This window comes from Vibrio sp. 779(2023), from assembly GCF_033344285.1.
Classification (GTDB): Bacteria; Pseudomonadota; Gammaproteobacteria; order Enterobacterales; family Vibrionaceae; genus Vibrio; species Vibrio alginolyticus.
The window spans coordinates 212,377-224,831 of record NZ_JAWPOM010000003.1; the positions used below are offsets into that span (position 1 = coordinate 212,377).

General features: G+C 43.3%; 12 protein-coding genes. 9 read left to right on the forward strand and 3 right to left on the reverse strand.

The window, feature by feature from the left end:
- Positions 1-329 precede the first annotated feature (329 nt).
- The 5 genes from R8O70_RS06080 (at position 330) to R8O70_RS06100 (ending at position 6,898) form a co-directional block, all read left to right on the forward strand.
- On the forward strand, positions 330-1,427 hold the full coding sequence (locus tag R8O70_RS06080; protein ID WP_005385634.1) for an autoinducer 2-binding periplasmic protein LuxP: 1,098 nt from the start codon (positions 330-332) through the stop codon (positions 1,425-1,427).
- Positions 1,427-4,003 (forward strand): quorum-sensing autoinducer 2 sensor kinase/phosphatase LuxQ, encoded by a 2,577-nt coding sequence (gene luxQ / locus R8O70_RS06085; protein ID WP_017635176.1) that lies wholly within the window; start codon positions 1,427-1,429, stop codon positions 4,001-4,003. The genes R8O70_RS06080 and luxQ overlap by 1 nt, the downstream gene beginning before the upstream one ends.
- A gap of 295 nt (positions 4,004-4,298) precedes the next feature.
- Complete coding sequence (gene slyA / locus R8O70_RS06090) at positions 4,299-4,754, forward strand: transcriptional regulator SlyA (protein WP_017635177.1); 456 nt, start codon at positions 4,299-4,301, stop codon at positions 4,752-4,754.
- A 35-nt stretch (positions 4,755-4,789) separates the two neighbouring features.
- Positions 4,790-5,848: an HlyD family secretion protein gene (locus R8O70_RS06095; protein ID WP_017635178.1), complete on the forward strand. Its 1,059-nt coding sequence runs from the start codon at positions 4,790-4,792 to the stop codon at positions 5,846-5,848.
- A 12-nt stretch (positions 5,849-5,860) separates the two neighbouring features.
- Positions 5,861-6,898, forward strand: coding sequence for a DUF2955 domain-containing protein (locus tag R8O70_RS06100; protein ID WP_017635179.1), 1,038 nt, complete (start codon positions 5,861-5,863; stop codon positions 6,896-6,898).
- 2 nt (positions 6,899-6,900) lie between these two features.
- On the opposite strand, the gene R8O70_RS06105 is transcribed toward R8O70_RS06100, so the two are convergent.
- Entirely contained in the window at positions 6,901-7,563 is a 663-nt protein-coding gene (locus R8O70_RS06105; RefSeq protein WP_017819882.1) for a flagellar brake protein, read from the reverse strand.
- 94 nt (positions 7,564-7,657) lie between these two features.
- Positions 7,658-8,584, reverse strand: a complete 927-nt coding sequence (locus tag R8O70_RS06110; RefSeq protein WP_258624539.1) for a DMT family transporter — start codon at positions 8,582-8,584, stop codon at positions 7,658-7,660.
- A 148-nt stretch (positions 8,585-8,732) separates the two neighbouring features.
- On the opposite strand from R8O70_RS06110, the gene R8O70_RS06115 reads away from it, so the two are divergent.
- Both R8O70_RS06115 and R8O70_RS06120 read left to right on the forward strand, forming a co-directional pair.
- Positions 8,733-9,188, forward strand: a complete 456-nt coding sequence (locus R8O70_RS06115) for an Lrp/AsnC family transcriptional regulator (RefSeq protein WP_005373581.1) — start codon at positions 8,733-8,735, stop codon at positions 9,186-9,188.
- A 5-nt stretch (positions 9,189-9,193) separates the two neighbouring features.
- Entirely contained in the window at positions 9,194-9,817 is a 624-nt protein-coding gene (locus R8O70_RS06120) for a class I SAM-dependent methyltransferase (RefSeq protein WP_053304531.1), read from the forward strand.
- Between the two features lie 526 nt (positions 9,818-10,343).
- Here the strand turns inward: R8O70_RS06120 and R8O70_RS06130 are convergent.
- The gene (locus R8O70_RS06130; RefSeq protein ID WP_025767930.1) at positions 10,344-10,892 is read right to left on the reverse strand and encodes a hypothetical protein; all 549 of its coding nucleotides are present in this window, start codon (positions 10,890-10,892) and stop codon (positions 10,344-10,346) included.
- 103 nt (positions 10,893-10,995) lie between these two features.
- Between R8O70_RS06130 and R8O70_RS06135 the strand changes: the two genes are divergently transcribed.
- The gene (locus R8O70_RS06135) at positions 10,996-11,664 is read left to right on the forward strand and encodes an SH3 domain-containing protein (RefSeq protein WP_005385650.1); all 669 of its coding nucleotides are present in this window, start codon (positions 10,996-10,998) and stop codon (positions 11,662-11,664) included.
- A gap of 168 nt (positions 11,665-11,832) precedes the next feature.
- Positions 11,833-12,312, forward strand: a complete 480-nt coding sequence (locus R8O70_RS06140) for a hypothetical protein (RefSeq protein WP_238855359.1) — start codon at positions 11,833-11,835, stop codon at positions 12,310-12,312.
- Positions 12,313-12,455: the final 143 nt, after the last annotated feature.

A 12,455-nucleotide genomic window follows, 5' to 3' on the forward strand; every position in this document is an offset into this window, starting at 1 on the left:
AGCCCTTGTTACGCAAAGATACACGGAAACCGCCTATGTCACATTGGCGGTTTCTTTTTGTTTTTGGAGTACCATGTAGGAATAAACTGACGCATAATGGGCTGGTGTTCTGTTTAAAGGTCCTGAGTATGAAAAGCGCGAAATGTCTCTACGTCATCGAGACAAAGGAAGCGACTCAATGTACTTTCATTTGCATCCACTCAGACCAAGAACTAATTTACTATTGAAACAGGCACTAAGAGGAAGGTAGATTACAAGAGTATAGGATGACTCGGCTAGGTAATGAATAGAGCTGAATTAGGCTCATAAAAAAGCTAAAAGAGCAGTAGATGAAAAAAGCGTTAGTATTCTCCCTGATTTCAATGGCCGCTTTTGCGCCGAATGTGCAGGCCACCCAAGTTCTTAATGGGTATTGGGCATATCAAGAGTTTTTAGACCAGTTTCCACAACAGAAGCAGCTAACTAGTGCGTTGGCTGAAGTGGTAAGAGAAACCCCTGTACCCGTAGCAAAAGACAAGAAGCGTCCACTGAAAATTTCTGTTGTTTATCCAGGGCAGCAGATCTCTGATTATTGGATTCGAAACATCGACGCGTTTGAAAAACGCCTAGATAAGCTTGATATCGACTATCAACTAAATCAAGTGTTTACTCGTCCTAATGCAGATATAAAGCAGCAAAGTTTGTCTTTAATGGAGGCGCTGAAAAGCAACTCCGATTATTTGATCTTTACTCTAGATACCACAAGACATCGTAAGTTTGTTGAGCATGTCTTAGACTCAAAGAAAACCAAGTTAATCTTACAAAATATCACCACACCTGTTAGGGATTGGGAGCATCATCAGCCGTTTCTTTATGTTGGTTTCGACCACGCAGAAGGAAGTCGTGAATTGGCCGTTGAGTTTGGCAAGCGTTTCCCTAAACATAGCCACTATAGTGTTCTCTACTTCTCAGAGGGCTACATTAGTGACATCAGAGGCAACACTTTTATCAACCAAGTGAACCGCGATAATCAATTTGAACTACAATCTGCTTACTACACCAAAGCAACAAAGCAATCTGGGTATGAAGCTGCAAAAGCCAGTTTGGAGAAGTATCCGGACGTTGACTTCATTTACGCGTGTTCTACCGATGTAGCATTAGGTGCTGTTGACGCTCTTAAAGAGTTAGGTCGTGATGATGTCATGATCAATGGTTGGGGCGGCGGTTCAGCAGAGTTAGAGGCGCTTTCTAAAGGGGAGTTAGACGTTACCGTTATGCGTATGAACGATGATACAGGTATTGCAATGGCTGAGGCCATTAAGTGGGATTTAGAAGGAAAGCCAGTTCCCACTGTTTACTCTGGTGATTTTGAAGTCGTTACCAAATCGGACTCTCCAGAAAGAATTGAAGCATTAAGAAAACGTGCATTTAGATACTCAGATAATTGATGACAACTACATCAAAAACAAGAAAGCGTCGCTCACTGTCGACGCTTATTACCAAAATAATTATTCTCGTACTTGCTCCGATCATTCTAGGCATCTTTGTTCAGAGTTATTACTTCTCGAAGCAGATTATTTGGCAGGAAGTCGACCGAACCAAGCAGCAGACCTCTGCCCTGATCCTGAACATTTTTGATAGCCATTTTGCAGCGATTCAGATTCATCACAACAGCAATTCGAAAAGTGATGTTGTATTGGATTTTTATACAGAACGTGATGAAGAGGCACTCAATTACTTTTTCATGAGTATTGACCAGAGTGATCCTTCCCATACACCGGAGTTTCGTTTCCTAACCGATCATCAAGGTATTATTTGGGACGATGGCAACGCGCATTTCTATGGCATCAACAACCTGATACTTAGCCGACTTGCCAGTCAAGTGACCTTTAGCAACAACTGGTATTATCTACCCTCACAGACCCCGATGGGAACTCGCCATCTTTTACTTCGTCGTGTACCCGTTTTACAACCTAAAACCGGTGAAGTGATGGGGTACTCTTACAATGTTGTTGTTTTAGATAATAACTTTGGGTTGATGGAAAGGTTAAAAAATGAAGGCAACGTCGACAATGTTGTGTTGGTCGCTAACAACACACCATTGGCAAGCTCATTAGTAGGAGATGAGGCTTATCAAATATTTGACGTACTCAAACGACGAGAGTCCCAGCACAAGCTTGACCAATTATTGATCATCAAAACCCCTATTGAGGTAAATGCCGCCGAGACTGACTTGTGCTTGCTTACTGTGCAAGACAATCAGAGCGTGGTGACATTGCAAATCCAACACCTGCTAGCAATGCTAGCCTCAGTTATCGGTATGGTCATGATTGCGCTGATGACTAAAGAATGGATCGAGAATCGAGTAGTTGAAGAGTTAGGATCCCTGATGGCATATACCCGCTCGGCTCGTGAAGAAAAAGGATTTGAGCGTTTTGAGGGGTCAGATATTGAGGAATTCGATCATATTGGTTCGACACTAGAAAACACTTTTGAAGAGCTTGAAGCACAAAAGCGGTCTTTCCGCGACCTGTTTAACTTTGCGTTATCACCTATTATGGTGTGGTCTGAATCGGGTGTGCTTGTCCAAATCAATCCGGCAGCACGCAAAGAGTTAGTCATGGAAAACGATGTTGAAACCATGCACCCAGTGTTCAAAGGTTTCAAAGAAAAGTTGATGCCACACCTTCGCATGGCGGCTCAGGGAGCTACGTTGACAGGCGTTAATGTGCCAATTGGAGACAAAGTATATCGCTGGAACTTATCGCCGATTCGAGTTGATGGAGATATTAGCGGTATTATTGTTCAAGGTCAGGATATTACCACGCTAATTGAGGCGGAAAAACAGAGTAACTTGGCGCGCAAAGAAGCAGAGAAATCTGCTCAAGCCCGTGCCGACTTTCTGGCTAAAATGAGCCATGAGATCCGAACGCCAATCAATGGAATTTTAGGGGTTGCTCAATTGCTAAAAGACTCTGTGGAAACAGAAGAGCAGAATAACCAAATTGACGTACTTCGACATAGTGGTGAGCACTTACTTGCTGTTTTGAATGATATTTTGGACTTTTCGAAGATTGAGCAGGGTAAGTTTAATATCCAAAAGCACCCGTTTTCTTTCACTGATACAATTCGAACGTTAGAAAACATTTATCGTCCTATTTGTGAAAGTAAAGGCGTCAACCTTGTCATTGAAAACAAAATAGATCCCAATGTTGAAATCTTTACTGACCAAGTTCGTCTGAACCAAATTTTATTCAACCTAGTCAGTAACTCAGTAAAGTTTACGCCCTCGGGTAGCGTGCGCTTGCATGCTGAACTTGAGCAGTTCTATGGCGCTGACAATAGCGTGCTGGTCGTGGAAATTACGGATACAGGTATCGGCATCGAGTCTGACAAACTCGACCAAATGTTCGAGCCTTTTGTTCAAGAAGAAGCAACAACGACTCGAGAATACGGCGGCAGTGGCTTAGGGCTGACCATTGTGAAGAGCCTCGTCGACATGCTGGAAGGTGATGTTCAAGTCCGCAGTCAGAAAGGCTTAGGAACGACTTTTGTCATTACAATGCCAGTGAAAGATCGTGAGCGAGTACTCACCCCTCTTGATTCGAGTTTGCGAGTTAAGCCAGGTGAACTATTTGCAGAGAGTCTCAAAGTGTTGTTGGTAGAGGATAACCATACTAACGCATTCATTCTAAAAGCGTTTTGTAACAAGTACAAAATGCAGGTTGATTGGGCGAAAGATGGGTTAGAAGCAATGGAATTCTTAAAAGATCATACTTACGATTTGATACTGATGGACAACCAACTTCCGCATCTTGGTGGAATTGAAACGACCAAAGAGATCCGACAAAAGCTAAAACTAGGCACGCCAATTTATGCGTGTACTGCTGACACCGCGAAAGAAACCAGTGACGCCTTTATGGAATCGGGTGCGAATTACGTGCTTCTCAAGCCGATTAAAGAAAATGCGCTCCATGAAGCATTTGTGGATTTTAAGCAGCGGTTCTTAGTTGAGCGAACATAAGGAATTGGCTCACTACGAGATAACCCAATTATTCATTATCTGAAAAGCACAACACCATGACAGTGGGTTGTGCTTTTTTGTATCTGACCCTTTTACTCTTATACAAATCAGACTTTATTGGTCTCGACGTTTGTTGTGTACATCGCTGCATTTCAAGTTCAAACATAGTGTTGTGTTACTTAGATTTCTGCCCCTTCACTGACACACCCAACGTGATTTCAATCACAAAAAGATATTTACTTAGCGTGCTAACTATTTTATATTACTTAGCACGCTAAGTAATTGAGTAGATCTTATGATTCAAGACATCAACAGTTTGCGAGACCTTTCTCTGGCTGAAAAATTATCTCGTGTTGCTCGTTTGTGGAAAATGGTTGCAGATCGCGAGTTAGAGCCTTTAAACCTAACGTATCCGCGTTGGACTGCGTTATGGAAGCTTTATCGAATGGGTGACAACATCAGTCAGAAGCATTTGGCTGAAGCGCTTGAGATCGAGTTAGCGTCGTTGATGCGAACATTAAAATTATTAGAAGAGCAATCTCTGATCGTTCGCCATTGCTGTGAACACGATAAGCGAGCACGTATTGTTAGCCTCACAGAAGAGGGGAAAACCCTACTAAAGCAAATGGAGGCTCGAATTCTTCAAGTTCGAAGCAAGCTCCTAACGGACATCAACGACCAGGAACTTCAGCAGCTTTCATTGATTCTTGATCAGATTGCTCACAATGCGCTTGATTCACTTAGCGAATAAGTCAGAAAACCGAATAAAAAGAGAAGTAAACGCCTATGACTCCAGATCAAAAATTCGCACGTTGGATCAAATATTCTTGCGTCGCGTTTGTCCTTGTCTTTGCCTATTTTCTAGTTGCAGATCTCGCCATGCCGTTGACGCCTCAGGCAATGGCAACGCGTGTGGTAACTAAAGTGGCCCCCCGTGTGAGTGGGCAGATTACGCATCTTTATGTTGCCAACAACCAAGAAATAAGCCAAGGCGATCTACTATTTCAGATTGATCCCCAGCCTTATCAGCTCGCCGTAGAAAAGGCTCAACTTAACCTTGAGCGTGTGATTCAAAACAACGAACAACTTGATGCTTCTATTGCTGCGGCAAAAGCAGACGTTGAAGCGAGCAAAATCGTGGCGGAACAAAAAGTTCGCGAAGCAAAACGTCTTAATACCCTGTTTCACCGTAATGGTACTTCGCAACAGCAGCGCGATGACGCACAGAGCAGTGCAACGGCAGCTAAAGCGAACTTACTGGCCGCACGTGCTCGTTTAAAAGAGTTGGAAGTAAACCGCGGTGATTTAGGCGCAACGAATGTGAATATCCGCGTGGCGCAAAACCAGCTAAAACAAGCGGAACTTAATCTGTCTTACACTCAAGTCTCGGCGGAACATGATGGCGTTGTCGCTAACTTGCAGCTGGAGACGGGGGCCTATGCGGCAGCTGGTACACCTCTTGTCGCTTTAGTCTCCGATGACGTGGATATCATTGCCGACTTTCGTGAAAAGAGTTTACGACACTTTAATCAGAACAGCCGTGCGTTAGTGGCTTTTGATAGCTTACCTGGTGATGTATTTGAAGCTCGTATTACGAGTGTGGATGCCGGGGTCAGCTCGGGTCAATTCGATGCGGATGGTCGCTTAGCAACACCAACTGACTCAAACCGTTGGGTGAGAGACGCGCAGCGCTTACGTTTACATTTAGCTATCGATGAACCTCAGCAGCGCGCATTTCCAGCAGGGGCACGAGCAACCGTGCAGTTGTTGCCAGAAAACTCATTATCTGGTTGGTTAGCGAGGTGCCAGATCCAATTCTTGAGTCTTCTTCATTATATTTATTAACGAGGAGGCGATATGAAGTTATGGGACCACCCCATGTCGGAAAACGACTTCCGTCAGTGTTTGCGCATTGCAACTGGTGCGACCATTGGTTTCACTTTATGTAAAGTATTTGGTTGGAACTATGGCGTATTCTTTACTGTAACCCCGATGCTGTTACTTGGAATGGTGCCAGTCATGAGTCTACATGCCGCACGACAACTGATTTTTTCAGCGGTTGTGTGTGGATTAGAAGTTGGTGTGCTTGGTGGGTTATTTGGTGGGCACCCAGGCATGATGACAATCATTGCATTCGGGTTGTTCCTGTATAAATTCGCCTGTATGTCAAAAGGGAGCTTATTCTTATTTGGAGCGAACAGCGTACTGAGCTTAAGCATCATGCTGCACTTTGCGAGTTATCCAACCACTGACTTAAATGACCTAATATTTAGCAACCTGCAAGCGAATGTTATTTCAGTGATCGTTGCTTATGTGGTGACATTTTTGATTCCCGATGCGGAACCTCGTCAGCCACCAGCGAAACCGTCGCAGCCTAAACAGAGTCATCGAATGCGTCATGAAGCCCTTATGGGGGCGAGTATCGCTACAATGTCTTTCCTTGTATTCCAGCTATTTGACCTCAGTGACTCTATGTCTGCTCAGGCGACAACCTTGCTTTTATTGTTTCCTATGCATTGGAACGGTGCTTTAGGGTATGCGCGAAAAAGAGCAATGGGAACCTTGATGGGGGTGACCTTTGGTATCGTCGGACAACTTGTATTATACGATTGGTCGGATACTTTATTGTTTATCGTCCCATTGCTTTGGATTGGGGCTATGATGTTCAGCTATATGCACGTGAAAGAATCTAGCGGTTCGGGAGCCGGATTTGGCGGCTTAACCACATTAGGCATTTTGTTCGGCCAATATCTTACTCCGGATGGTGACTTAATGTTCAGTGCGCTGTATCGCGTGAGCAGTATTTTGTTTGCTATTGTTGCGACGCTGCTTGTGACCTATACGGTTCACAGAATACTCAACAGCTTTGAGGCGACGCGCTTTAGCGAGCAGTAATTTCAGACGTTACTGGTTAGAAAGGATTGCTCCAGTAACTCTGTTTTTAGTTCGTGAGTCATCTCAATGGAACTAGCAAACTTAATTCCAACTACCCATCCCTTCGCCAATTTCTTAATGTTGGCAATGACACATCGATTTTCTTCTCCGATATAGTGGCTTAACGGGCATTCGATGGTAACACTCTCACCCACGTTGAATTCGGGCTCAATCAAGGTTGATATACCAACACCTGCTAGAGAGAAATCGATAAGGCTACCGTCGTAGACATTCCCTGCATGAATAACGTTACAGTCCATTTGCAACTTGTAACGCTCATGTTCTCGAACTGGTTTGGTTGCAAATGTTCCTGGAATGCGGATAAACAAAAGGGGGGATGGTCGAACGGTCGTCGTCAGTACGCTGGACTTAAACGCAATGACATGGCCTAACTCCGTATCTGATACACCACGCACGATGACATCGGCGTTGGGGAGTTTTCTCATCACTTGCTCTTCAAGCAAACGCATTGGTATATCAAGAATCAAATAAGCATTTTCTTTCATCCCCAGATAGGTGGTGGAATACGTATATTGATCCTTAGGCCCAAATTCGAAATTAGTAGAAAGTTTCATTCCCGGTTTGAGAAACCTATGCAGTTCATCTTTAGTATGAGTGGCTGGCATCACATTGGCGTTTTAATTATTAGTTGAGCTGAGGCTATCAAAACGCCATTTTGTTATTCAAGATAGTAAGGCATAAGTTTTTGTAAAATCATCGCTATCTGTGAAGTGGTGGGCGATAAGTTTGGCTCATTCCACCTTTCATAAAGATTTGGCTTGCCACAATACTGCCGCATGTGACCAACATCAGCGCTAACCAAGTGAGAGAATCTGGTTGTTCACCAAAAATTGGAACGGCAAGAAGTGTCGCGACGACTGGAGTTAATGAACCAAAAGCTGCGCTGGCTTCGGCACCGATGATCCTAATTGCATAAATGAAAGTGAAAGAAGCGATTAAACCTGCGCCAACACCTTGTAGCATCGCGTGGCCAAATAACTCCTCCCATGGCCACTGGCTGAACGGTGTTACCACCAAATAACTGTCTACCCACCCGAAACCAACGGCGATGATGAGTAGAGCCAAAGACGCGATTGCAACGAATCCTGCACAGACGTGTGCATTAAGATTAGCGACACGAGCGCTGATGGTGAAAGCAGCCCACATGATGCTGCCAGTTAGAAACAGGATATGCCCTTGCAACTGAGACCAGTTGTACTCTGCGCCGCTATTAGAAAGAAGGAATACGAAAATCCCTAACAACACCGTAGAAAGCCCGATTAAGCGGTGAGCACTCAGCGACTGTTGATAACAAAGTACCGCGATAGCAGAAACAAACAATGGCAAAGCGCCAGGTACTAATGCACTGCCGTGCGCCACGGGAGCGAAATGCATAGCCGTTCCGACGACCAGAAGATAGGGAAGGCCGCTTCCAACCACAACACCAACCAGGTAGCGTTTAGGCACGACGCGCAGCGACTGTTTATGCTTAATCACAAATGGTAATAAAATTATACTTGGGATTAGAAAGCGAACTAACGCGATATCGGCTGGCTGCAAGGCAGAAATTGCGCCCCCTTTTAAAGAAATAAAGAAACCAGACCAAAGCAGTAAGGTCGTTAATATAGCTGCGTATCCCAAGATCATTATCGACATGTCCATTTGTAAATGATGTGTTAATTGTTGAATAAAACTCTTGCCAAAGGGAGGCAAAGTTTGACGTAATTAGGCTTGATGTTGGTGATAAATTGCGTATAAGTGTTAATTGTTGGTGATTAAAGGCATGGAAGAATAGATGGATAAAATTGACAGGCAACTTATCAACCTAATGCAGAAGGATGCCACTCTGACAACGGCAGAACTTGCTGACCAAGTAGGGCTATCGGCATCACCTTGTGCAAGACGCATTAAGCGTTTGGAGCAGGAAGGTGTAATAAGTGGTTATCGAGCTATTGTGTCCAGAGACACCGTAGGCATCGCGATGACTGTATTTGTTGAAGTGAGTTTAAATAACCACCAAGCTTCTTCGATTGATGAGTTTGAACATGCCGTTGTTGAGATGGATGAAGTGATCTCATGCCATGTCGTATCAGGGGCCTATGATTACCTGTTAGAGGTGGTCAGTAAAGATCTCGCTGGTTATGAAACATTTACTAGAAAGTTACAGCGATTAGAAAATGTGAAAGATATTCATACCCACCTGGCGATTAGACAAGTGAAAGGAAATGGCAGTTTGCCGATTTATGCATAAGAAAGATGAAATTTTTCGATAGACTTAAGATTGCCCACTATCATCGAAAGCGATATAGACAGTTTGGTAAAGACAGAGCCCGAACTCTGGGATGGGCAGATAAGTATAGTCAGATCAGCCGTTTTGAGGCGTTGTGCCGAGGGTTAACGTTAGACGGTTCAAGTATTTTAGATATTGGGTGCGGCTACGGAGACTTGTTAGCGTTTATCGAACTTATGGGGGGGCTTCCTCAAAGCTATATTGGCATTGATCAGCAAAAACAGTTTATCTCTGAAGCCAGAAAACGAGATTTTCGTACGCAAAGTAAGTTTATATGTGGCGACTTTTCAACGTTGGTATTGCCTCGTTGCGACTTTGTTTTTGCTTCCGGATCATTGAACTATCAATCCACCAACCCAAATCACACCATTGAAATGATTGAGAAAATGTACCGAGCGACAGAGAAAGGTTGTGTGTTTAACTTGTTGGATGAATCCAAACTACCCAGCATGAAAATGTTAGCGTCGCACAATAAAGAAGGTGTCTTTCGCTATTGTCGGTTGCTGTGTCCGAATACACGATTGATTGAGGGGTACTCCGAGCACGACTTTACGATTGCCATGATCAAAAAAGCGGAGTCCGTTTCCTGACTCCGCCTTATAAATTCTTAAGCCTTATTGGTTTTTGTATTGTGAGATTTCACAGTTACCTGTGTATCTATCAACCTTGAATGAGAAAGCGGCTGAATGGTATTCCCTCCCATCACTCCATATTGTTTCTCCGAAGATTTTACAAAGATCCAAATCACTGATTGAACCGAACTCTTTTACGTGCCTAACTACTGACAAAAACTTGGCTTTGGTAGCATTAGGACATTCCCTGTTACTTAATCGATTGATAACCATGTTTGTAGCATCATCTCCAGCCAAATGTGACTTTTTATTAAATTTTATTAATGGCTAAACTAACCAAAAAATGTCCATAAGTAAAGCATTAATGTGACGTATGTCTCTATAAATTGATTGTCTTGGTCATGGTTTAGTCAAGTTTGTCAAAGGGAACAATCCCATTATTTACATTTGATATTATTCACGACTAAGGAAAGATAAAAAGCACGAATAACGTCCAATATTGGAGTGAAAAACCAACATCGTCTATTCAAAACTGGCTCTGTTTTTACTTCGAAACATCTTGAGCGTATTGAAGTGCTCGAGCTTCTTTATCATAGACTTGTGACAGAGTTTGATATTGTGAAGAGAGGCGCTTGTAATCTTCAGCAAGTTCCAAAGCGTTGGTGTTATACCATTCCGCAGTTATTTGATTGGCTGTTTTGTTTGACTCGCGGCACTTTTGGGCCAGGATCTCCCACCCATTAGCTGACCATTGGGATTGTGTGCTCAATTTAAGCAGCTGATTCGCTTTAGTTGTGAGCTCTTCTTTGTATTGAATCGATGCTTTTAATTGCGCTTTGAACACATTTTGGTTCGACTTGGCACGCCAAAGTAGCACGAGTTCATGCAGTGAAAAGGTTTCGGACAATAACTGACGCTGTTTATGTTCGGTCAAAAGTGTATTGAATACCTCAACATGCTGATTGTAATTGGACTCTAAACGATTGAATTGGGTAAGATTGTCATTCCACGACGATGGGTTACATTGAATATTGGCGTGCCCCATTATCGGGAACAGAAGAAATAGTAGTATCCAATTGAGTCTGTTGATCATTATTGCTCGCGTTAGTTGACCTGCTCTTTTGAGTATATACCCAAATTTCTACGACATGCGTGCTGCTGGTGGGATAAGAATAAAGAATGAAAAGGAAAAGGGCATGAAGAAAATTCTCGTCGCATTGATTGTCATGCTGTTGCTCGGCGGAGCGGGGGCTGGATACTATTTCTTCTTTATGCAGAAAGATGAACCTGAAGCACCAAAGGCTACACAAGTCGAGCAATCGTCACTGCAAAAAGAAACATCCAAACCGATTCTGGATTTAGAAGCCGTTCCCCCGGAAGTTACCGAGTACTACGTTATTGAGCGTCGTGTCAATGTTTACAACAAGCCTAACCCTAATGCTTTAGTTGTCGATACGCTCTATAAGGGAGAAAAAGTATCGGTGTTAGAAAAAGTAGATGGGTGGTACCGAATCTCCGGCTATCTTGTCTATGAAGAGGGTGGAGAAGAAAAAGCCGAATGGTTGAATGCTGAAGGGTTATCTGATGCAGAGCCAGTTATTAAAGAGCAAGAGCGCTTAGAGATATTGGATGAATACCTACAGAAGTCGGATGATTTAAAAGTTCACTTGGATATTTTCCGTAAGAAAACACAGCAATTGTTAGACGATGAAACCTGTGATCCGAGTGATTTTGAGGAGCTCGGAGGCTGGGTTCGTTCTGTGACGTTCAAAAAGCGCAACGTTTACTTCATCTATTGTGGCGGTTTGGAGCAAGAGAACAAGATCTACTTAGATGTTGATAAGGGCGATATTTTTTATCGATAACTCACCACCAATTACACTAGTTCTCTAAAGACGTTTTGATAAATGCAATAACGATGCAAACCTGAAATCAGAGATTTATAACTTTTTAGTTGTGAACCATAATCAATAGGAATACTATCAACGAGTCAAGTGACCTAACTTGGCTCTTTGTGTTTTTAGTGAGTTCCTATGTCTTGGATTTACCTTAGAAAGTTGATTTTGCTGCTATTTGCAATGGTATTGCTACCAGTGCATGTATCTGCTGCGCAAATCGACCACAAGGCTCACTTACCGCACTTTTCTAAGCTCCAACCTTTTGTAGCCGCAAGTGTATCGCCAAACTCTTCCGTCGATTTTTCTGAAGTCTCAGAAGAAAGCTCTCAATCTCCAGTATCTGAAGGCCATGCAAGTCTCGATTCCGTTGCTTTGTTTAACTCTCAGCGCTGGACGTCTTACTTACGGGAAGGGCTTGATGACGAGCACGTAGATTTTGTCGGCGATCTCACTACTCCGTTTTACGCTGATGCGGGTTACGCATACAGCTTGATGGACATTAACTGGCGTCACAACCAGTCCACATTTTATCATTTCACAAGCGATCATCGCATTTCTGGTTGGAAAGAGACCAATGCCATGTACGTCGCACTCAATAGTCAGTTTTCTGCCTAAACACCATTTATTTGCACCATTGTGCACTCTTAACACGACGATTGTATTCGACAGGACGTGAGCGTTCTGAGCATTTCATACCCTGAATTTATTCTGGGCGCATCTGTCGTGTGTTAAGCCTTGTTATTAAAAGCTTCACTTCA